Genomic DNA, 19,903 nt, shown 5'->3' on the forward strand with positions numbered 1-19,903 from the left:
CCGCCGTCGCGCAGCGGCGGGACCACGCACTTGCGGGCCACCCCGTTGGCGATCTTGCTGCCGTGGTCGCGGCGCACGAGGTGCAGGCACACGTCCACCCCGGAGGCCGCGCCCGCCGAGGTGAGCACGTCCCCGTCGTCCACGAACAGCACGTCCTGGTCCAGGCGCACGGCCGGGAACTTCGCCCGGAACAGCTCGCTCTGGCACCAGTGCGTGGTGGCCGGGCGGCCGTCGAGCAGACCCATCTCGGCGAGCAGGAAGGCTCCGGTGCAGATCGACACGATCCTGGTGCCGGGCCGGATTCGCCCGAGCGCCGCCGCGACCGGCTCCGGGACGCCGTCCGCGACCAGCGCCAGGTCGAAGGGCGGGATCACCACGGTGTCGGCCTCCGCCAACGCTTCCGGGCCGTGCTCGACGGTGATCGTGAAGTCCGCGTTCGCGCGCACCGGGAGCCCGTCGATGGTGCACGTGGTGACCGCGTAGTGCTCCGGCAGCGCGCCGAAGATCCGCTTCGGCATGCCCAGCTCGAAGGGGTAGACGCCGTCCAGCGCCAGCACGGTGACCTGATGCATGGCACGATCATATCGAAGAGTGGCAATCGTGCCATTTCTTCTTGGGTAGCTCGGCGCCAGCATTGAGCACATGAGCGAGAAGACGATGCGTGCGATCAGCCAGAACACCCTTGGTGGCGTTGAGGTTCTGACCGAGGTCGAGCTGCCCGTGCCGACTCCCGGCCCCAGCGAACTGCTCGTCCGCGTGCACGCCGCCGGGGTGAACCCGACCGACTGGAAGCACCGCGCCAACGGCGGCTGGCTCGGCGAGCCCCCGTTCGTCCTCGGCTGGGACGTCTCCGGCGTCGTCGAGGCGGTCGGCATCGGCGTCACCCTGTTCAAGCCCGGTGACGAGGTGTTCGGCATGCTGCCCTACCCGCACGGCGCGGGCTCTTTCGCCGAGTACGTCACCGCTCCCGCGCGGTCCTTCGCCGCCAAGCCCTCCGCGCTCGACCACGTCGAGGCCGCCGCCGTGCCGCTCGCCGCGCTCACCGCGTGGCAGGCCCTCGTGGACACCGCAGGGCTGCGCCCCGGTCAGCGCGTCCTGGTCCACGCGGCGGCCGGCGGGGTCGGGCACTTCGCCGTGCAGATCGCGAAATCCCTTGGCGCGCACGTGATCGCCACCGCCAGTGCGGGCAAGCACGCGCTGCTCCGCTCGCTCGGCGCGGACGAGGTGATCGACTACCGCGAGACCGACTTCGCCGCGGCGGTGCGCGACGTGGACGTGGTGCTCGACCCGCTCGCCGGAGACGTCGCGCTGCGGTCGCTTCGCACGCTGCGCAAGGACGGCGTCCTCGTCACCATCCTGCCGGTCGGGCAGGACGCGCTGATCGCCGAGGCCGAGCGCCTCGGAGTGCGCGCGGTGCCCATGCTCGTCGAGGCCGACCACGCCGGGATGAGCGCGATCGCGGCTCTGGTCGACAAGGGCGAGCTGCGCCCTGTCGTCGCGGAGACCTTCCCGCTCGTTGACGCCGCGAAGGCGCACGAGGCGGGCGAAACCGGTCGCACTGCGGGAAAACTCGTGCTCGTCCTCCGGTGATTCACGGTTGCTGAAATGGCCTCCTCCGTTGTCGGTCCCCCGGTATAGCGTGCCGTCCGCGCCGGGTGGACCGGCAACGACACAAGGGGGAACGGGCATGCGCCGTTACGGCACTGTCCTGTTAGGGCTGATCTTGCTGCTCACGCCGGGGATGGCGAACGCCGCCCCGAAGAAGACCGCCGAGCGCGCTCCGGTCAGCTCCTACGAGTTCGTCAGCGAGGCGGGCGACTACGTCGGCGGCGGGGCGACCCGCTCCTACGTGGCGCCCAAGGACAGCGTCACGCTCTCCGGGAACGCGGAGACCTTGACGCTGGGCGTGCGCTCCGCTGACGGCAAGGAGTGGTGGGACGTCCAGATCGCGGCTCCGCGCGGTCAGCGGCTCCAGCCCGGCGTCTACCGCGACGCCGAGCGCGCGTCCTTCCGCACCGGCCGGGCTCCCGGGCTGGACGTCGGCGGCACCGGTCGCGGCTGCAACCAGGTGTGGGGCGAGTTCGCGGTCGACCAGATCGAGACCGACGCCTCCGGCGCGGTGACCGTCTTCGAGGCCACCTTCACCCAGAACTGCGAGGGCCCGAAGGCTCCCGCGCTCAAGGGAACCGTGCGCTGGCAGGCCTTCCCGCTGTCCTACAAGTTCGTCAGCGACGAGGGCGACTACATCGGCGGCGGGCAGACGAAGAGCTACCGCGGTGCCAACACGGTGTTCACCGTCGGTGAGTCCTTCAACGGCGCCATCACCCTCGGCGTCTCCGGCCAGCGCGACGGCTGGAACGTCGAGTTCGCGCCGCCGAAGGGCCAGCGGCTCGCCGTCGGCACCTACACCAACGCCAAGCGCTACCCGTTCAACGACGGCTCCCCCGGGCTCAACGTCAGCGGCAACGGACGCGGCTGCAACGAGCTGAGCGGCTCCTTCACGATCACCGAACTGGTCACCGACGCAGGCGGCAAGGTCAAGGCGTTCGCCGCGACGTACGAGCAGTTCTGCGAACGCGGCACCGCCGCACTTCGCGGCACCGTGCACGCCTTCGCGTAGCCCTGCACCTCTCCGCGTTTCGGCGAGCCGGACACGCGCCGCACATGCACTGTCCTCATTGGACTGACGGTGGTCGCGAGCTTCACGCTCTACGCGGTCGGCGGAACCGCGACCCCCGTCAGCCGCCGCTCTTCGCGTTGTGGCCACTTGTTGCGTTTTGGCAGCGCTCTCTCGCGCACCACGTTGCCAAAACGCGGGAACCCTGGGCGGACGGAGGGCTCAGCCTCAACGCCCGCACAGCGCCGGGAATCCGTTTCGTACTCCTAGCGGCGGATGGGAGCGCTCTATTTCCCGCTATGAGTACGAAACGGGAGGGCCTAGACCACCCCGGGGCGCGTTGGGGCGAGCGGGACGGTGGTGGGCGTGGGGATAGTTTAGCTGGTCAGAGGGAGTGGGGGGCGGCTAGGAGGTCGCCTTGGCGGGTGCGGTGGTAGACGACGCGTCTGCCGACTCGGTCGCCGATGATCAGCTGGGCGTCGCGGAGCACGGCTAGGTGTCCGCCGACTGTGCCAAGAGACAGGCCGAGTTGCGCGGCGAGTTCACTGCTGGTCGCGGGCTCCGCCAGTTCGCGCAGGATGGTGGCGCGGTTGTCCCCGATCAGCCGGTCCAGCGCGTCCTCGACCGGCGGGCGCTCGGGCTCGGCGCGGCCCCGCGCGGGGTAGACGAGCGCGTGCCGGTCGGGCGGCGCCTCGCACAGCCACGTGCCGCTCGGAGCGCTGGTCGGCACGAAGAGCATCCCCTCGTCACCGACGACGCGGTCCGGGGCTTCGTGGTCGCTGAAGCGGATCGCATCGGCGCCGACCCACGCGCTGCGCCTGCTCATCCGCTCAAGCGCCTTCGGCCAGCCGTAGGCGGCGAGCAGGCCCGCGCGATAGGTGACGTCGCGCTCCAGCAACGCCTTGCGGCGCGGCCAGTCCGGGAGCACGTGCGCGCGCCACACCGCGTCGAGCAGCACGGCAGTTCGGGGCGCGAAGTCTTTGCCGGACAACCACTTCAGGTCATGTCGTCGCCAGCTGTGCTCGACGGAGACCCTCAGCTGGGCGGCGACGTCCTCGTCGGCGAACGCCGCGACCTCGGGCAGCTCGTCGGCCAACGCGGTGCGCATGCCCCCGCGCGGCGGGATCACCACGTGGTCGGGGAACCACTTCGTCGAGCCCAGCAGCCGGACCAGGCCCTTCTCGAAGGGGTCCAGCCGGGCGGTGAACGCCGAGTGGTGGCGAGCGTGCCAGTCGGCGATCCACGGATCGGTGCACGGCGCGGCGAGCGCCAGCATCGAACCCACCGTCTCCGCGAGCGGGGACAGGGCGAACCGGGACCGGGACAGCGCCATCGCGCTCAACCGCAGCAACGCCATTGCTTTCGCCTCCACGCGAAAGAATAGTGGCCGCAGGGGCGGCTCCGCAGACTCGCCCGGTGTCTTCTCCCCTGCGCACCCGGTCCGGTTTCCAGTGGTTCTTCGCCGGGCAGCTCGTCTCCTTGCTCGGCAACGCGATGGCCCCGCTCGCGCTTGCCTTCGCGGTACTGGACGCGTCGGGGAACTCCGGCGATCTCGGCATCGTCCTCGCCGCGAACATGGTGCCGCTGCTGGGTTTTCTGCTCGTGGGCGGAGCTGTGGCCGACCGCGTCTCGCGCCGCACGGTGCTCGTGGTGTCCAACCTCGGCTGCGGGATCACCCAGGGCGCCGTCGCCGCGGTCCTGCTCGCCGACGCCTACGACCTGACCGTGCTCGCGGCGCTCGCCTTCGCCAACGGCGTGCTGATGGCCTTCACCACGCCCGCGCTGCGCGGCATCGTGCCGGAGCTGGTCGAGCCGGATCGGTTGCGCCAGGCCAACGCCCTGCTCGGCTCGGCCCGCAACGCCGCGAAGATCGTCGGCCCGAGCCTGTCCGGAGTGCTCGTCGTCGCGGTCGGCGGCGGTCCCGCGATCGCCTTCGACGCGCTGAGCTTCCTGGTCGCGGCGGCCTGCCTGACCCGGCTCCCACGCCTGACCGCGCCGTCGCCCGCCAGGGCCACGAGCGTCCTCACCGACGTCCGCGAGGGTTGGACGACCTTCCGGGGCATCCCGTGGGTGTGGCAGGTCGCGCTCGCGTTCTGCGTCGTGAACCTGGTGAACACCGGCACCTGGCAGATCCTGGGCCCGGAGCTGACGCGCCAGATCGGCGGCGAGGCGGCGTGGGGGCTCGTGCTCAGCGCGCGCGGGATCGGCATGCTCGTGATGAGCGCGCTGATGTACCGCTTCGCCACGCGCCACCTGCTGCGCTGGGGTTCGGTGCTGAGCGCGCTCGGCGGGCTGCCGTTGATCGCGCTCGGCACCGGGACGGGCATCATCTGGCTGGTGGTGGCCGCGTTCGTGGGCGGCCTCGGCTCCTCGGCGGCGGCGATCAGCTGGGAGACCTCGCTCCAGGAGCACGTGCCGTCGCGGTCGCTGTCGCGGGTCTCCGCCTACGACGCGCTGCTGTCCTACATCGCGATCCCGTTCGGCCAGCTCTCGGTCGGACCGGCGACGGAGGCCTTCGGGGGCTCGGCGGTGGCGACAGGCGCTGGGATCGCCTTCGCCGTCGCCGTGCTGCTGCCCTTGGCCTCCGCCTCCGTCCGACGGCTACCGCACGAGGTCAGGCGTGCGGGTTGAACGGGATGCCGGAGGGCTTGGCGCGCTCCAGCTGCCCGTTGTAGGAGCCGTCCTTCAGCCCGAAGTTGGCGCTGCCGAAGTCGGCCTGCACCAAGCGGTCCCGGATTCCCGGCGGGTAGTGGTTCCAGCCGACCAGCGGCGGGTACTGCCACGCGCCCTTGTGGTTCTCCGGCGGCTCGGTCGCGCTCGCGTGCCGGAAGGCGTGCGTGAGGACGCCGTCCTTGTGGTAGACGATCTTCGCGTGCGTGCCCTCCCACGCGACCTGGTTGGCCGGGCGGGTGGTGTAGTTGCCGTGCGCGGAGGTGGAGACGTAGCGCGCGGTGTTGTCCTGCACCCACACCACGACGTGCTCGATGTCGTGCCGGTGCCCGCTCTCGATCAGCGGGACGGCCTGGTCCTTCTCGAAGTACAGGTCGTACATGTACGCGCACCAGCCGTTGTTGCACTTGGCCCGCGAGTACGTGTTGGTGTTGTCCAGGTCCGAGGCGTCACGGCAGTTCCCGTTGAGCGCCCCGCTCGGCTTCAGCCCCGGGTTGAGCGTGCCGTCCGGCCCGATCGCCGGTGTCGAGTAGCAGCCGTCGCCGTCGTAGTCGAAGGCCGGTTGCCAGCGCAGCTCGTCGGCCGTCGCCGCGCCGGGCAGCGCCCTCGGTGGCTCGGCGTTCGCGGTTCCCGGTAGCACCACCGCCAGCATCACCGCCGTGGCCACCGCGGCCCACCAGCGTCTCCCGCGTTGCTCGTGCATGCCTGGACCTCTCTTCGGCAGGGCGGCGGCGGTCGGTGTCGACAATGCCTGCCCGCGGCGGTCGGGCTGAACCTCCTTTCGGCGTCTCTTGAACGAACATCAGATACTCGCGAGCAGGTCTCGCTCGTCCGGCGTGAGCGGGATCTGCCGTTTCGCGACGCAGGCGCGGAGTTCCTCCAGCAGCTCGCCCCACTCGCCCACGTCGCTGTACACCCGCAACCGCGCGAGCGTTTCCGCTGGTAGCCGGTCCGCGAGCGCCTCCACCAGCGCACGCGAATCACGGTGCAGCCGGACCAAGCGCTCCCGCTGCTCCTCGCCCGGTGTCCGAGGTTGTGGTGTCTTCAAGACCGCCAACCCCCCCTGTCGATCATCGCCAACCGCCTCCTCCCTCGGACGCGGCCGGTCATGGGCTCGGTGGCACCACCCTGGGCTGGTCGATGAGCCAGCGCCAGCTGCCGTCCGGCTGGCGGCGCGCGACCTCGGCGGTGGCGTTGCCATCGGCCAGCACCGTCGAGGTGAGCGCGAGATTTCCCTTGCGCAGCGCGGGCCTGACCGAGCCGGGGGTGACCTGCCCGCCTCCGGCGAGCAGGTCCGCGTAGAACTCGCGGATGCGCGCGGAGCCCTGGATCTGCCCATCGGGAACGTCCGCGACGGCGAGCACGGCGTCGGGTTCGTAGAGCGCCACCAAGCCCTCGACATCGCCGGAGTTGGCGCGCTCGACGAAGAGCCTGGCCAGGTCCTCGGGCTCGCGGGCGCGCTCAGACATGGACCACGGCCTCGCCCGCGTTCTCGCCCCGCTTGAGCAGCGCGGAGATCGCGGCGCCCAGCGTCAGCGCGACCCCGGCCACGGTGAACGCCAGCGACATGCCGTCGACGAAGGTGACGTTGCTGGCGTGCTTGATCGCCTCGGCGAGCGCGGGGGCCGTGCCCTCGGGGATCACCGCTCCGCCTTGGGCCACAACGGTCTGCCACTCGGCGAGCTGGGTCGCGGTCGGCGCCGGGGCACCGGCGGCGGTGAGCTGGGCGGCGAGGTTGCCGCCGACCTGGCCGGACACCACGGCGCCCAGGATCGCGGTGCCGAGCGAGCCGCCGAGCTGGAGCAGGGTCTGCTGCATGCCGCTGGCCACCCCGGCGAGGCTGACCGGCGCGTTGCCGATCACCGCGTCGGTGGCGCCGACCATGACCACGCCGAGCCCGGCGCCGAGCAGCGTCAGCCACAGCGGGAGCAACCCGGTGCCGCCGTCCACTCCCAACGTCGACATGCCGAACATCGCGATCGCCGAGGAGAGCAGTCCGCCCAGGATCGGCCAGCGCAGGCCGAAGCGGTCGAACAGGCGGCTGGCCAGCGGCGGCCCGACGGCCAGCAGAGCGGTCAGCGGCAGCAGCTGGAGCCCGGTCTCCAACGCGGAGAGGCCGTGCACGCCCTGCACGTAGAAGGTCAGGAAGAACATCGAGCCGAACATCGCCAGCGCCATGACCAGCATCACCACGGTGCCCACGGACACCGGGACCGAGCGGAACAGGCTCATCGGCATCAGCGGCTCGGGCGCGCGCAGCTGCCACAGCACGAAGGCCACGCCGAAGGCCAGCCCGACCAGGCCGGGGACCAGGGTCGCCGAGGAGGTCCAGCCGTGCTCGGGGGCGAGCACCAGCGCCAGCACCACACCGAAGGTGGAGATGGTCAGCAGCGCCACGCCGAGCAGGTCGAAGGAGGAGGACTGGTCGGTCGGCCGGTTCGCCGGGAGGAAGCGCACCGCCAGCGCCACCGCGAGCACGCCGACCGGCAGGTTCACGAAGAACGCCGCCTGCCAGCCCAGGGTCGACACCAGCAGGCCGCCGACGATCGGGCCGGCCGCGGCGGAGGTGCCGATCAGCCCGGAGAAGACGCCGAGCGCGCGGTTGAGCAGGTGGCCGGGGAAGGCCGCGCGCAGCATGCCCAGCGACGCAGGCATCAGCGCGGCGCCGAAGACGCCCTGGACCACGCGGAAGCCGATCAGCATGCCGGTACCGGAGGACAGGCCGATCGCCACCGAGGACAGCGTGAAGCCGGCGACGCCGACCAGGTAGAGCTTGCGGTGCCCGAGCCGGTCGGCGAGCTTGCCCGCGGTGATCAGGCACACGGCGAGGCCGAGCAGGTAGCCGTGGGTGACCCACTGGAGCTCGGCGAGCGTGGCGCCGAGGCTGGCGCCGATCGCCGGGTTGGCCACGGCCACGATGGTGCCGTCCAGCGCGACCATCATGATCCCGAACGCGATCACCACCAGGCTGCGCCACGGGTTCTCGTGCGGCGTGGTCGTCGCGTCCGCTGTCGGCGCTGTACTGGCGGCGGTCACCGTTCTCCTTCTGTCGGGGGGCTGCTGGGCAGCATGACACCTGGGTCTGACAGTCAACCCGTGCGCGCTTCTCGGCGACACAGATTTTCCTGTGCGTGAACGCCGGGAATCTCCTGTGCTGCCCAACGTTGGAAGGCGTGTGACTCTTCCCGCACGGCTCTCCGTTCTCGATCGCTCGCTGCTGCGGGCGGGCGGTGACGGGCCCGAGGCGTTGCGGGCGACCTTCCGTTTCGCGCAGCGGGCGGAGGAGGTGGGCTACCACCGGTTCTGGGTGGCCGAGCACCACGGTGTTCCCGGGGTGGCCGGGTCGGCGCCGACCGTGCTCGCGGCAGCGCTGGCGGCTTCGACCAGCACGATCAGGATCGGCACGGGCGGGGTGATGCTGCCCAACCACCAGCCGCTGGTCGTCGCGGAGCAGTTCGGCGTGCTGGAGTCGCTGTTCCCCGGGCGGATCGACATGGGGCTGGGCCGCTCGGTCGGTTTCACCTCGGGCGTGCGGCGGGCTCTTGGCCGCGACAAGTCGGCCGCGGAGGACTTCCCCGCGCAGGTCGCTGAGCTGCTTGGCTATTTCACCGGCCCTTCCGCGCACGGCGTGCGCGCGAATCCCAGCGCCGGACTGCCCGTGTCGCCGTTCGTGCTCGCCACGGGCGCGGGCGCGGACACCGCAGCAGACCTCGGCCTGCCTCTGGTGATCCCCGGTGCCCGTGAGGAGGCCATCGAGCGCTATCGCGCGCGGTTCCGCCCCTCACAGTGGTCGGAGGTGCCCTACGTGGTGGTGGCGGCCACCGTCGCGGTCGCGGACACCACTACGGCGGCGCGGCGACTGCTGGCCTCCGAAGCGTGGTCCACGGCGTACTCGCAGACGCACGGCGTGTTCCCGCCACTAGTGCATCCCGACGAGGTCCTAAGCCTCGACATGACCGCGCGGGAGCAAGAGCTGTTCGAGCGCGCCTTGAAGGACCAGATCTTCGGCACGGCGCCAGAAGTGGCTTCAGCGTTGGAAAAGCTCACTCATCGCACGGGCGCGGACGAACTCATGATCACCACGAGTGGGTACGACCGCGACGCGCTCACGGACTCCTACGTCAGGTTGGCCGCACTGATCTGACCGGTTCCACGACGACCTTGCCGTGCAGACGTCCGGCCTCGCTCGCGCGGTGGAGGTCGGCGAGTTCCGCGAGCGAACGCGTGGCTGTCACGTTGACGCGCACGATTCCCTCGTCCACCAAGCGGCTCAGCTCAGCAAGTCGCGCGGGGTCGTTGCGCGCGACGACGTGCCGACCGCTGCCGACGACGGGCGTGGTGGCCGAGATGATCCGGCCGCCTTCGCGCAGCAACGGGATCAGGCGCTCCGAAGCGACGGGAACGAGGTTGATCACCACGTCCACCGGTCCACCAGAGCTGAGCGGAGTCGTCGTGTAGTCGATGACCTCGTCAGCACCACCACTGAGCACCGAAGCAGCGCTGCGTGCACTGGCGGTCGCTATCACGTGCGCGCCCGCGTGTTTGGCGAGCTGCACCACGAAACCGCCGATGCCCCCGCCCGCGCCGTTCACCAGCACCCGCTCTCCCGCGCTGAGGTCTTCGACCGTCCGCACCGCCGTGAGCCCAGCCAGCGGCAGTGCGGCTGCTTCCGCCAACGGCAGCGTTGTGGGCGCTGGGACGAGCCGGTCAGCAGGAGCGACCGCGAACTCCGACGCCGCACCGCTGTCCAGCCAGCCGATGACGTGCTCGCCAACGCGAGGGCTTGTGACCCCGGGGCCGAGTTCGACGACTTCCCCCGCGACGTCCCACCCGAGGGCGTAGGGCAGCGCGACCGGGAACAGCTCGGCCAGCGCGCCTGATCGCAACGCGGTCTCGGTCGGGTTGAACGAGGTTGCCGCGACCTTTAAGAGCACTTCGCCCGGCCCTGGGTGCGGCACGGGAACGTCGTCGATGCGGATGACGGAGGGGTCACCGTGGCGGTGAATGCGCACGCTCTGCATGGCGTGAACGGTAGGCAGCCACAACGAGACGATCCATGCTCTACAGTCCCGATTTTCTACGCGAACGTATTCTTACGAAGTGGACGTCCTCAGCGATGTGGTTGCGGTGATGCGCACCGGTAAACCCGTGGCGGCTCGCGTGAGCTGGTGTGCGCCCTGGAGTCAGGAGTTCGCGCCGGTGCCCGGAGCAGCCGGGTTCCAGATCGTGCTGCACGGCAGCTGTCAACTGCTCCGCCACGACGTAGAGCCACTGGTGCTGAATTCCGGTGATGTGGTGTTCCTGCCGCACGGGCAAGGTCACACGCTCACGCATCAAGAAGAAGACACCGTGACCCTGTGCGGTGCCTACGAAGTCGCTCCCGCGCGCGTGCACCCGCTACTGCTCGACCTGCCCGAACTCGTACACCTGTCCGCGCGCGATGAGCTGCGTTCCGCTGTCACGCTCCTGGACACCGAACTGCGAGACCGTGGCCTTGGATCGGACGCGCTCGTTCCCGCGCTGCTGGACGCTTTGCTGGTCTACCTCCTGCGCGCCTGGTTCACCGAGCGGCCCGCGCACTCCGCGACCGGCTGGGCCGCCGCGCTCAACGACCCCGTGGTCAGCGCAGCGTTGCAGGCCATCCACCGCGAGCCCGCCCGGCCGTGGACGGTCGCTGCGCTCGCCTCCGAGTCCGGGCTCTCCCGCGCTCCGTTCGCCCGCCGGTTCGCCGCGCTGACCGGGCGCCCACCGATGACCTACCTGACGTGGTGGCGGATGACCGTCGCCGCAAGAGTGCTGCGCGAGTCAGACGCGTCACTGAGCGCCGTGGCGGCCGAGGTCGGCTACCGCTCGGAGTTCGCCTTCGCCGCCGCGTTCAAGCGCGAGCACGGCGTCGCGCCAGGCCGCTACCGCCGGGCATAGGCTCGGGGCATGCGGCGACCCAACCCACTGCTCTGGCTGTGGTACGCCTTCGGCGGCATGCTGCCGACGCGCTACCGCGACTGGGTGGTGCGCGACCTTACGTGCCGAACGTGGCTGGTGCGGCACTTCGTGCGCGTGCTGGTGGTGCTCTCCCCCGTGCTCGGTGCGCTGTACCTGGTCTTCGGCGTCGTACTGGCCGGGCCGCCGGAGGTGGTGTTCCTGGCGCTCGGACTGGGGCTGAGCGTCGGGATGTTCTACTCGCTGTCCTACGCGCCGGAGAGCACCGACATCCGGCTCACCAAGTACGGCTTCCCGCGCGGGCACGCCACGAAGTCCCGTGACGCCTAGAGGTCCTGCCGACCCGCGAGCACCACGGCCAGGACGACGGCGGCCACCACGACCTGCGCTGGCGGACCGACACCCCTGCACGTTCCAGACGGCGAAGGCCGCGCTGCTCACGGCGAGGGCAAGGCCGGTCACCCACACCGAGGACGTCAGGCCGATCGCCAACTGGCTCACCGCGCAGGCCAGCATCGCGCCGGTCAGGACGGGAACGGGGCCGAGACGGGCACTGATCCGGTCGACGAGCACTCCACCCGCGACCCCGCCGACGGCGAGCAGCAGGCCGTAGGCGCTCGAAGGCACCTCCAGCACGCGGGAGGCGTAGACGACCAGGATCGCGAACCACGCGGTGTCGACCGCGGCGATGACCGCGGTGGCAGCGGTGATCGTGCGCTGGACGGGATCGCGCAGCAGGTGCCGGACCGCCACCAGGACTCCCGGCTGGTCGGCGTTCTCCTCCTCCGGAACGACCTTGCGCGGGGCCTGCCGGGACAGCGCCGACAGCAGGAGCACGCTCACCAGCAAGGCACCGGCGTGCGCCGCGAACGGCGACCACGCGAGCAGGCCGAACAGCGCCGCACCGAGCACAGGACCGACAAACTCGTTGCTGCTGGTCTCGGCGACCGACAGCCGTCCGTTGGCGCGTTCGAGGCGGTCCAACGGCACGAGCGCGGGAACGACCGTGGAGTTGGCCGTGTCGTACAACGTCTCGCCGACGCCGTAGGTCACAGCGGCGACCACGAGCAGCGGCACGCTCATCGAGCCGGTCAGCACGGCCACCGAAGCGCCGCCGATCACCACCGCGCGCACCGCGTTGACCAGGAGCATCACCCGCAGGTTCGGCAGCCGGCCGACGAGGGCGCCCGCGAACGGGCCGAAGAGCACCTACGGCAGGAACTCCGCCGCGGCGACCGAGGCGCTCACCACGGGGTTCGCGGTGAGCTGGGCCGCCAGCAACGGGAAGGCGGCGACCCTGATGCCGTCGCCGAGGTTGGACAGGGCCGCTGCCGACCACAGCAGCGCGAAGGGTCGACCGAGGGTCGTGGCCAGAACAAGACCACATTCCACCTGGCGCGTGCGACTGTCTCATCCACCGCTGCGGCTCGTGCTGGGCCGGGGCTTGGGCTTGGTGGTCTTCGGGGGTTTCGGTTTCGAGGTGGGCGGTGCGGCGATGCGCTGCTGCGCAGCCCCACCCACGTAGCGATCGTCCACCGCGGGCAGATCGACCCTCGGCAGGTCGGTCATGGTCCCCGGCGCGTCACCGACGCCGTTCATGGCCTGGTACCAGGTGCGCGCGGGTTGTTTGCCGCCGTAGATGTAGGTGCCGCTGGAGCACGGCCGGGGCGGTGCGTCACCGCCGGGATCGCACAGCGTGCTCGGCGCGGGCGAGTCGTCGAAGGTGAACACCGCGCCCGCCAACTGCGGGGTGTAGCCGAGGAAGCCAGCGGACTTGTGCTCCTGGGTCGTTCCGGTCTTGCCCGCCATCGGCCGGTCCCACCCGTAGGTCTTCGCGGCGGTGGCGGCGGTCCCCGAGGTGGAGTCCTTGCTCATCGCCACCGTCATCGCCTTGGCCAGCCCCGGTTCCACGACCTGGGCGCACGGGTGCTCGCGGACCGGCAGGACCGTGCCGAAGCGGTCCACGATCTGCTCGACGGGGCTCGGCGGACACCACGTCCCCTCGTTGGCCAGGGTCGCGCCGACGTTGGCCAGCTCCAGCGTGCTCGTGGGTGTCGGGCCGAGGGTGAACGAGCCGAAGTTCTGCTCCGCGAAGAACTTGCCGATGGTGCGCTTCTTCGCGTCCTCAGCGGCCACCGTCGTGCCGAGCGAGCGCAGACCCAGTCGCACGGCCATGTCCACGGCCGCTGGCACGCCCGTCTGCTCCAGCAGCTTCACGAACGCGGTGTTGGGCGAGACCGCGAGCGCGTCCTGCAGGCTCAGCTTTTCCGGGTAGTTGCTGCCGGTGTTGTTCTGCACGCAGTACTTCCGCACGCCCTCGGCGCCTTGCGGGCAGCTCGCACCACCGCCGAGGAAGACCTCGGAGACGTGGGAGTCCGGCACGTCGATCATGTCGTTGATGCCCGCGCCCTTCTCCAGAGCCGCCGCCGCGGTGAAGAGCTTGTAGATCGAGCCCGCTCCCAGGTTCTGCATGGCGTAGGGCAGGCCGAGCGTGGTCTCGTTCTTCTGCTTGTCCAGGCCGTAGCGGCGGTTCGCGGTCAGCGCTACGACGCGGTGCTTGTCCTTGCCGGGCTTGACGATCGCCATCGCGCTGGCGACCTGGTCGGTGTCCGGCGGCACGTGCGCGTCCACGGCGGCCTTGGCGCTCGCGAGGGCTTCTCTGTCCAACGTGGTCTTGATGGTGTAGCCACCGCGCCGGAGGTCGGCGAGGTCGATACCGGCTCCGGTCAGGTACTTCAGCACGTAGTCGCAGAAGAAGCCCGCGTCGCCGACACCGACGCAGCCGTTGGCTGGGCGGGCCATTTCCGGTGCGAGCCCGAGCGGCTTGCGCTTCTCCTCCTCCGCGACCGCGCGGGTGATGCGGTTCTGCCCGGCCATCTCGTCGATCACGACGTTGCGCCGTTCGAGCGCGCGGTCGGGGAACCGGTAGGGGTTGAGCGCGCTCGGCTCGTTGACGATGCCCGCGAGCAGGGCGGCCTGGGCCACGGTCAGCTGCTCCTGGGGAACGTCGAAGAAGGTCCGCGCGCCCGCCGCGATGCCGTAGGAGCTGTGCCCGAAGGGGACGGTGTTGAGGTAGCGGCCGAGGATCTCGTCCTTGGACAGCGCGTTCTCCAGGTGCATGGCCGTGCGCAGCTCGCGCAGTTTGCGCGCGGGCGACTGTTCCAGCGCCTTCTCCCGTTCCAGCTTGGTCGAGGCGGCCACGTGCACGAGGTAGTTCTTCACGTACTGCTGGGTCAGCGTCGAACCGCCCTGGGAGATCCGGCCCTCGGCCTCGTTCGCCACCACCGCTCGGCCGATGGCGACCAGGTCCACGCCGTCGTGCTCGTAGAAGCGGTGGTCCTCGATGGCGACGATGGCGTCCTTCATCACCGGCGAGATCCGCTCGCGCGGGACCAGGACGCGGTACTGGTCGTAGAGGTGCGCCAGCGGCGCGCCCGAGGAGTCGATCATCGTGGTGACCAGGGGCGGGTCCTTCACGATCAGCTCGGCCGCCGTCGTGACCACCGCGTCGCTGGCCCTGTTGGACAGCAACCCCAGTCCCCCCGCCGTCGGGAAGAGCACAGCGGCCAGCAGCAACCCGCCCAGCGCGCACAGCACGGCCAGCCGCGTCAGCAGCCGGCTCCGCCCGGGCACGGCCGGCGCAGCGCCGCCCTCGTCGAAGATCGCGGTGATGTCGAGTTCGCTCGGGTCCACAAGGGAGTGCTTGCCCACCGTCATCACCGCGCCCAGCTCGTCATCGGATTCTTCTTGTCCCGCAGCGGAATACCACCGATTCGCCGGTTAACGCCCCACTGCGGGGCGACACCCGTCCGGTGTGCGCGCGTGACTTTTCGGGTGACCGCCGATCGTCACGGATTGACACCGCGGACGCGGGTTATCCGCTGTGACGAGGTGACCGGCGACGTGGCTGAGGAGTCGTCATGGAGCAACGGGATCGCAGACTGCGGCGACAGGCCCGCGCGGTCGAGGCCGCTGTGGAGGCGGTGCTCGGGGTGTGGCGGCTGAGCGCGGAGTCGCTGCGGCCGCGCTTGGCGCAGGGGCACCTGCACGTCCTGCGGCACATGGGTGAGCGCGGCCGCACGGCCGAGGAGCTCGCCGAGCGCGCCGGGACGAGCGTCGAAGCCGTGCTGCGCGCGGGAAGCCGCCTGCTCGCGGCCGGTCTGGTGACGCGGCAGGAGCGCGGTTCGGAGAAGTTGTGGCTGGTCAGCCAGGACGGGAACGACTACTTGGCGCGGTTGGGCGCCGACCGTCGGCTGCGGCTCGCCGACGCCCTGCTCCGCCTGCCACCGCACTCCCGCCGGAGCCTGGAGGACTCCCTCCAGGAGCTGCGGGCCGTGCTGGCACTCGACCTCCCCAGCGACGAGCTGAACTGGGAAACCCCTGTTCAGAGGCACGGAACACCGCATCCGATCCGGAGGTCGACATGAGAACCACGATCCTGGTGGCAGTGCTCGCGATGACGTTCACGTCCGTGGTGGCGGGACCGGCGCGAGGGCAGGTTCCCGACACCGCGATGGGCTCGCAGATCGCCAAGCACGAAGGCGTCTCCCCCGGCTCCCCGCGCACGCACGAGGAGGTCCCGCTCGACCCGCGCACCGGCGCCGCGCTCGCCGGGATCGACGTGAGCGGGCACCAGCGCGAGGTCGACTGGCAGGCGCAGTGGAACGACGGCAAGCGCTTCGCCTACGTGAAGGCGACGGAGGGCACCGGCTACAAGAACCCCTACCACGCCCAGCAGTACAACGGCTCCCACGCCATCGGCATGATCCGCGGCGCCTACCACTTCGCGCTGCCGGACCGCGCCAGCGGTGAGGCGCAGGCCAACTACTTCGTGGACAACGGCGGCGCGTGGGCCGCGGACGGCAAGACGCTGCCCGGAGCACTGGACATCGAGTACAACCCTTACGGCCCAACGTGTTACGGGCTCTCCCCGGCGGCGATGGCGAGCTGGATCAAGGACTTCTCCGACACCTACCACCGCCGCACGGGGCGGTACCCGTCGATCTACACGAGCGCGAACTGGTGGGCCACGTGCACCGGCAACGTCGGCGACTTCAGCGGGACGAACCCGCTGTGGGTCGCGCGCTACGCCTCAGCGGTCGGGAAGCTGCCGCACGCGTGGTCGGTCCACACGATCTGGCAGTACTCGTCCAAGCCCATCGACCAGAACTCGTTCAACGGCTCCTACCAACGACTTCAGGTGCTGGCGCGGGGGTACTGAGTCAGAGCACCGCGAGGCGGGAGAACCCCTCCGCGCCGTGCCCGTCCTCGACCGCGCGCCGCACGGCCGCCCTCCCCGCGCTGAGCACGCCGTCGTCGAGACCGTTGGCCCGCACGGTGTCCACGAGATCGTCCAGCAGCGCCGCCGCCGAGTCGATCGTGGAGGCCTCGCCCGGGAAGCTGTCGGTGGCGACGTGTTCGGCGACCACGTCGATCAGGTCGGGGAGCATGCCCGCCATCGCCTTCGCGTGGCCGCTGAGCTCGTTCGGGCCGATGCCCTCCGCCGCGGCCAGGCGGAAAGCGTGCACGACGCCGAACATCGACGTCCAGAACAGGTCCAGCAGCGACATGTTGAACCCGGCGGAGCGCCCGGGGTCCTCGCCGATGTGGATCGCGTTCTCGCCGAGAGCGGCCAGAGTCGCTTGGTGCGCCTGGTAGATCTCCTTCGGCCCGCTGTAGAGCAGTGCCGCGTCCGGCCCGCCGACGATCCCGTTGAGGATCACGCCATCCAGGTAGTCGATGCCGTGCTCCGCCGCCCACTCGGCCATCTCGCGGGCCTGCCGCGGCGAGCCTCCGGTGAGGTTGAGCAGGGTGCGGCCCTTGAGCGCGTCGGCGTCCAGCACCGCGCGCACGGCCTCGTAGTTCATCACGCACACCACGACGAGCGGGCTGGCGGTGATCGCTTCGGCCGCGGTGTCGGCGATCGTGGCATTGAGGTCGTTTCCCTTGCCAGGAGTGCGGTTCCACGCGGTGGTGGGGTGGCCTGCGGCGGCGAGGGCAGTGGTGATGGCGCGGCCCATCGGGCCCAGTCCGAGGACGGTCACGGGTGTCATGGCGGCTAAGCTAAACCTTCACGTCAACGTGAGAGTCAAGCCTTGGGAGCCGGGATGCGGATCGGAGAGCTGGCGCGGCGCACGGGCATCACCGAACGCGCGTTGCGCTACTACGAGGAGCAGGGGCTGCTGCGCCCGGAGCGGCGGCCCAGCGGCTACCGCGTGTACGGCGACGCCGATGTGGCGGCGGTGCGGCGCATCCGCATCCTGCTCGCGGCCGGGTTGAGCACCGCGCAGATCACGCAGGTGCTGCCGTGCGTGCTCGACGACGACGGTCTGTTGGCGCCGCTGTGCCCGGAGCTGGTCGACGCGCTGGTCGAGCACCGGGCGAAGATCGATGAGGCCATCGACGAGCTCGCGGCGACGCGCGCCAACCTCGACGTGATCATCTCCGCCGAGGCGCGGTCCGCCTGAGGCGGGCCACGCGATGACGGGGCGATCACGGTTGTGGGCCGATGACGCCGAGCACTGGACAAATCGGACGGCGGCACATGAGTGTTTGCCTGCGCCTGAGCCAGGAGGAGTCCGTCATGACCGTCGCCCCCGCCGTCTCCCTGCTGTTCGCCGGTGAGCCCGCGCGCCTAGCTGACACCGCGATGGCGGCAGGGCACGCGTTGCGGGCCGAACTGGGCGCAGCCGCGAGCGTGCACGTGCTCCTGCGGCTCGCGGAGGACCCCACCAGGGCCCAGGACGACGGCCGCGCCGGGGAAGCCGGGTTCGAGGCGGGCATCACGATCACCTGCCGCGACGCGCTCTCGGAGGACCTCACGACGGCGCTCGCCGCCGTGGTGGGCGAGCACGTGCGCCGAGCGGACTCCGCCGTGATCGTCGGGCAGGCCCACCAAGTGCTGGCGGAGGACCCCGACACCGCGCTCCTGCTGCTGCTCGCGCTGCGGCGGCTGCCCCACCTGACGCACGAGCAGGCGGTCGAGCACTGGTTGCACAAGCACGCGCCGTTGGCGTTGGAGCTGATGCCAGGACTGCGCGGCTACCGCCAACTGCACGCCGACATCGGGGCCACCACCGCGCTGTGCCAGCGCTTGGACTTCGGCCACGACGACTTCGACGGGACGGCCAGCATCGGTTTCCTCGACCTCGCCGAGTTCGCGGCCGTCATGTCGCGCCCGGAGATCGCCGAGACCGCGCTGGAGGACGAGAAGCGCTTCGTCGACCACTCGCGCAGCCGCCTCGGCCTGTACCGGCTCGCGTGACGGCGTTCGCTCCCGGCGATCTTGCCGAGAGCGAACACGGGCGGTCCCGAGCCGCGCGGCTGGCCAGGATGGCGGCATGCGCCTACTCGTCCTCGGTGGAACTTCCTTCCTGTCCGAGGAGATCGCTCGGCACGCGGTCGAACTCGGCCACGAGGTCGGGTGCCTCGCCCGAGGCCGATCCGGTGGCGCCCCGGCGGGAGCGCGGCTGGTCACCGTCGACCGCGACCAGCCGGGCGCGATCGCGGCGGTGACGGGTGAGCGCTTCGACGCGGTGGTCGACGTCGCGACCGGCGCGCTGGACGTGCTCGCCGACAACGCCGCCCACTGGACGTTCGTCTCCAGCGTCAACGTCTACTCCGACATTGCCACCATCGGTCAGAACACCGATTCCCCGCTCTGCGAAACGGTTCTGGACACCAGGCACCACGATTTCACCGAGCTGAGCGTGCACCGCTACGGCGGGATCAAGGTCGCCAGCGAGAACGCCGTGCGGGAGCGGATGGGCGAGGACCGCTGCTTCGTCGTCCGCCCCGGCGGAGCAGCGGCTGACCGGCACGCACGACGGCGTCGGCCCCGTCCTGCCGCTCGGCGCGGTGCTGCGCGAGGCCGCCGAGGTCGTCGGCGCCGACGACCTCGACCTGGTGCCCGCCGCCCCCGCGGTCCTCACTGAGGCGCGCGTCAACCCTTGGGGCGGAACGAGATCCCTGCCGCTCTGGCTGCCGGAAGGGATGCACGGCCTCGGCTCCCACGATCCCGCGCCCGCTCTCGCCGCCGGGTTGGCGCCGCGCTCCTCGGCCGCCACGATCCTCGACGCCCTCGCCGACGAGCGGGTGCGCGGCCTCGACCGCGCGCGCGTCGCGGGCTGACCGCCGCCGAGGCGCACGAGGTCCTCCAGCGGGTGCTCAGCCGACCTCGCGGCCGCCCGCGAGCCACGTGGTCCACAGTGGACGAACCGGGACCGTGATCGGGCGCTCACCGCTGGTCACGACAGTCCACTTCGGCCGGAAAGCCGATCCATTCGAGCTTGACTTGCCACGCCAGCAAGGGGTTGACTCCACGGCACAGTCGAACACGTGTTCGAGCGTCCGCCGTCCTTCCCCGTGGCGGGTGTGCTCGTGAACCACGCGCGCCCACACGCGGGGAGGAGAACGACGGTGGTGTCCCTGGCCGGGGTCAGCACCGCATCCGGTGAGGAGTTCGCCGGACGCGTGCTGCCAGTACGGACCGAGCTGCGGGAAGTCCTTCCGTGGCCGGGATTGCGGCGCGGAGCCACCATCGCGCTGCGCGGCTCGACCTCGCTGCTGTTCGCGATACTGGCCTCCGCCACCGCCGAAGGCTCCTGGGCCGCCGTGGTCGGGCTGCCCGGGTTGAGCGTGCTCGCCGCCGCCGAAGCCGGGATCGCCGTGCAGCGC

General features: G+C 70.9%; 22 protein-coding genes and 2 pseudogenes. 13 read left to right on the top strand and 11 right to left on the bottom strand.

What is annotated here, in order from left to right:
* A partial coding sequence (locus CCN37_RS14295; RefSeq protein ID WP_143261601.1) for a GlxA family transcriptional regulator occupies positions 1-572 on the bottom strand: 572 nt, incomplete at its 3' end.
* 85 nt (positions 573-657) lie between these two features.
* On the opposite strand from CCN37_RS14295, the gene CCN37_RS14300 reads away from it, so the two are divergent.
* The gene (locus CCN37_RS14300; protein ID WP_086821272.1) at positions 658-1,590 is read left to right on the top strand and encodes an NADP-dependent oxidoreductase; all 933 of its coding nucleotides are present in this window, start codon (positions 658-660) and stop codon (positions 1,588-1,590) included.
* Between the two features lie 97 nt (positions 1,591-1,687).
* Entirely contained in the window at positions 1,688-2,620 is a 933-nt protein-coding gene (locus CCN37_RS14305) for a hypothetical protein (protein ID WP_086821255.1), read from the top strand.
* 382 nt (positions 2,621-3,002) lie between these two features.
* Here the strand turns inward: CCN37_RS14305 and CCN37_RS14310 are convergent, their stop codons facing one another.
* A complete protein-coding gene (locus tag CCN37_RS14310; RefSeq protein WP_210408018.1) occupies positions 3,003-3,989 on the bottom strand; it encodes a winged helix-turn-helix domain-containing protein in 987 nt (328 codons plus the stop codon).
* Between the two features lie 44 nt (positions 3,990-4,033).
* Between CCN37_RS14310 and CCN37_RS14315 the strand changes: the two genes are divergently transcribed.
* Positions 4,034-5,248: an MFS transporter gene (locus tag CCN37_RS14315; RefSeq protein WP_086821257.1), complete on the top strand. Its 1,215-nt coding sequence runs from the start codon at positions 4,034-4,036 to the stop codon at positions 5,246-5,248.
* Here CCN37_RS14315 and CCN37_RS14320 read toward each other — a convergent pair.
* The 4 genes from CCN37_RS14320 to CCN37_RS14335 all read right to left on the bottom strand — a co-directional run bounded on the left by CCN37_RS14320 (position 5,232) and on the right by CCN37_RS14335 (position 8,323).
* Entirely contained in the window at positions 5,232-5,990 is a 759-nt protein-coding gene (locus CCN37_RS14320) for an NPP1 family protein (RefSeq protein ID WP_086821258.1), read from the bottom strand. The two genes, CCN37_RS14315 and CCN37_RS14320, sit on opposite strands and share 17 nt — an antisense overlap.
* 99 nt (positions 5,991-6,089) lie before the next feature.
* Entirely contained in the window at positions 6,090-6,335 is a 246-nt protein-coding gene (locus CCN37_RS14325) for a hypothetical protein (RefSeq protein ID WP_143261602.1), read from the bottom strand.
* 58 nt (positions 6,336-6,393) lie between these two features.
* On the bottom strand, positions 6,394-6,756 hold the full coding sequence (locus CCN37_RS14330) for a nuclear transport factor 2 family protein (protein ID WP_086821260.1): 363 nt from the start codon (positions 6,754-6,756) through the stop codon (positions 6,394-6,396).
* A complete protein-coding gene (locus CCN37_RS14335; protein ID WP_210408019.1) occupies positions 6,749-8,323 on the bottom strand; it encodes a DHA2 family efflux MFS transporter permease subunit in 1,575 nt (524 codons plus the stop codon). Before CCN37_RS14335 ends, CCN37_RS14330 begins: the two co-directional genes overlap by 8 nt.
* Positions 8,324-8,462: 139 nt before the next feature.
* On the opposite strand from CCN37_RS14335, the gene CCN37_RS14340 reads away from it, so the two are divergent.
* Positions 8,463-9,431 (top strand): MsnO8 family LLM class oxidoreductase, encoded by a 969-nt coding sequence (locus CCN37_RS14340; RefSeq protein WP_210408020.1) that lies wholly within the window; start codon positions 8,463-8,465, stop codon positions 9,429-9,431.
* Here the strand turns inward: CCN37_RS14340 and CCN37_RS14345 are convergent.
* Positions 9,409-10,308 (bottom strand): NADP-dependent oxidoreductase, encoded by a 900-nt coding sequence (locus CCN37_RS14345; RefSeq protein WP_086821262.1) that lies wholly within the window; start codon positions 10,306-10,308, stop codon positions 9,409-9,411. The two genes, CCN37_RS14340 and CCN37_RS14345, sit on opposite strands and share 23 nt — an antisense overlap.
* Positions 10,309-10,387: 79 nt before the next feature.
* Here CCN37_RS14345 and CCN37_RS14350 point away from each other — a divergent pair, with 79 nt between their 5' ends.
* A complete protein-coding gene (locus tag CCN37_RS14350; protein ID WP_086821263.1) occupies positions 10,388-11,209 on the top strand; it encodes an AraC family transcriptional regulator in 822 nt (273 codons plus the stop codon).
* 57 nt (positions 11,210-11,266) lie between these two features.
* Complete coding sequence (locus CCN37_RS42345; RefSeq protein WP_371504178.1) at positions 11,267-11,557, top strand: DUF5313 family protein; 291 nt, start codon at positions 11,267-11,269, stop codon at positions 11,555-11,557.
* Positions 11,558-11,656: 99 nt separating this feature from the next.
* On the opposite strand, the pseudogene CCN37_RS42350 reads toward CCN37_RS42345, so the two are convergent.
* The 3 genes and pseudogenes from CCN37_RS42350 to CCN37_RS14365 form a co-directional block, all read right to left on the bottom strand.
* Positions 11,657-12,436, bottom strand: a pseudogene (locus CCN37_RS42350) (MFS transporter); the annotation flags it as partial.
* On the bottom strand, positions 12,437-12,619 hold the full coding sequence (locus CCN37_RS14360) for a hypothetical protein (protein WP_086821265.1): 183 nt from the start codon (positions 12,617-12,619) through the stop codon (positions 12,437-12,439).
* Positions 12,620-12,637: 18 nt separating this feature from the next.
* A complete protein-coding gene (locus tag CCN37_RS14365; protein ID WP_086821266.1) occupies positions 12,638-14,944 on the bottom strand; it encodes a transglycosylase domain-containing protein in 2,307 nt (768 codons plus the stop codon).
* 203 nt (positions 14,945-15,147) lie between these two features.
* On the opposite strand from CCN37_RS14365, the gene CCN37_RS14370 reads away from it, so the two are divergent.
* On the top strand, positions 15,148-15,654 hold the full coding sequence (locus CCN37_RS14370; protein ID WP_086821267.1) for a hypothetical protein: 507 nt from the start codon (positions 15,148-15,150) through the stop codon (positions 15,652-15,654).
* On the top strand, positions 15,651-16,448 hold the full coding sequence (locus CCN37_RS14375) for a lysozyme (protein ID WP_086821268.1): 798 nt from the start codon (positions 15,651-15,653) through the stop codon (positions 16,446-16,448). The genes CCN37_RS14370 and CCN37_RS14375 overlap by 4 nt, the downstream gene beginning before the upstream one ends.
* A 1-nt stretch (position 16,449) precedes the next feature.
* On the opposite strand, the gene CCN37_RS14380 is transcribed toward CCN37_RS14375, so the two are convergent.
* Positions 16,450-17,280, bottom strand: coding sequence for an NAD(P)-dependent oxidoreductase (locus CCN37_RS14380; RefSeq protein WP_086821269.1), 831 nt, complete (start codon positions 17,278-17,280; stop codon positions 16,450-16,452).
* 54 nt (positions 17,281-17,334) lie between these two features.
* Here CCN37_RS14380 and CCN37_RS14385 point away from each other — a divergent pair, with 54 nt between their 5' ends.
* From CCN37_RS14385 to CCN37_RS14400, 5 genes and pseudogenes are all read left to right on the top strand, one after another.
* Positions 17,335-17,694, top strand: a complete 360-nt coding sequence (locus CCN37_RS14385; protein WP_086821270.1) for a MerR family transcriptional regulator — start codon at positions 17,335-17,337, stop codon at positions 17,692-17,694.
* A gap of 116 nt (positions 17,695-17,810) precedes the next feature.
* Complete coding sequence (locus CCN37_RS14390; protein WP_168200666.1) at positions 17,811-18,491, top strand: EthD domain-containing protein; 681 nt, start codon at positions 17,811-17,813, stop codon at positions 18,489-18,491.
* Between the two features lie 76 nt (positions 18,492-18,567).
* Entirely contained in the window at positions 18,568-19,161 is a 594-nt protein-coding gene (locus CCN37_RS14395; protein WP_246843041.1) for an NAD-dependent epimerase/dehydratase family protein, read from the top strand.
* Entirely contained in the window at positions 19,085-19,357 is a 273-nt protein-coding gene (locus CCN37_RS41505) for a hypothetical protein (protein WP_246843042.1), read from the top strand. The genes CCN37_RS14395 and CCN37_RS41505 overlap by 77 nt, the downstream gene beginning before the upstream one ends.
* A gap of 207 nt (positions 19,358-19,564) precedes the next feature.
* A pseudogene (locus CCN37_RS14400) lies at positions 19,565-19,903 on the top strand (hypothetical protein); the annotation flags it as partial.

The sequence above is a fragment of the Allokutzneria sp. NRRL B-24872 genome (assembly GCF_002155965.1).
Taxonomy (GTDB): Bacteria; Actinomycetota; Actinomycetes; order Mycobacteriales; family Pseudonocardiaceae; genus Allokutzneria.

Bases quoted from the DNA above. Each gene is read 5' to 3' on its own strand.
- CCN37_RS14375 (WP_086821268.1), top strand. From the start codon at position 15,651: ATGAGAACCACGATCCTGGTGGCAGTGCTCGCGATGACGTTCACGTCC.
- CCN37_RS14390 (WP_168200666.1), top strand. From the start codon at position 17,811: ATGACCGTCGCCCCCGCCGTCTCCCTGCTGTTCGCCGGTGAGCCCGCG.
- CCN37_RS14385 (WP_086821270.1), top strand. From the start codon at position 17,335: ATGCGGATCGGAGAGCTGGCGCGGCGCACGGGCATCACCGAACGCGCG.
- CCN37_RS14300 (WP_086821272.1), top strand. From the start codon at position 658: ATGCGTGCGATCAGCCAGAACACCCTTGGTGGCGTTGAGGTTCTGACC.
- CCN37_RS14380 (WP_086821269.1), bottom strand. From the start codon at position 17,280: ATGACACCCGTGACCGTCCTCGGACTGGGCCCGATGGGCCGCGCCATC.
- CCN37_RS14395 (WP_246843041.1), top strand. From the start codon at position 18,568: ATGCGCCTACTCGTCCTCGGTGGAACTTCCTTCCTGTCCGAGGAGATC.
- CCN37_RS42345 (WP_371504178.1), top strand. From the start codon at position 11,267: ATGCTGCCGACGCGCTACCGCGACTGGGTGGTGCGCGACCTTACGTGC.
- CCN37_RS14365 (WP_086821266.1), bottom strand. From the start codon at position 14,944: ATGACGGTGGGCAAGCACTCCCTTGTGGACCCGAGCGAACTCGACATC.
- CCN37_RS14345 (WP_086821262.1), bottom strand. From the start codon at position 10,308: ATGCAGAGCGTGCGCATTCACCGCCACGGTGACCCCTCCGTCATCCGC.
- CCN37_RS14330 (WP_086821260.1), bottom strand. From the start codon at position 6,756: ATGTCTGAGCGCGCCCGCGAGCCCGAGGACCTGGCCAGGCTCTTCGTC.
- CCN37_RS14370 (WP_086821267.1), top strand. From the start codon at position 15,148: ATGGAGCAACGGGATCGCAGACTGCGGCGACAGGCCCGCGCGGTCGAG.
- CCN37_RS14320 (WP_086821258.1), bottom strand. From the start codon at position 5,990: ATGCACGAGCAACGCGGGAGACGCTGGTGGGCCGCGGTGGCCACGGCG.
- CCN37_RS14305 (WP_086821255.1), top strand. From the start codon at position 1,688: ATGCGCCGTTACGGCACTGTCCTGTTAGGGCTGATCTTGCTGCTCACG.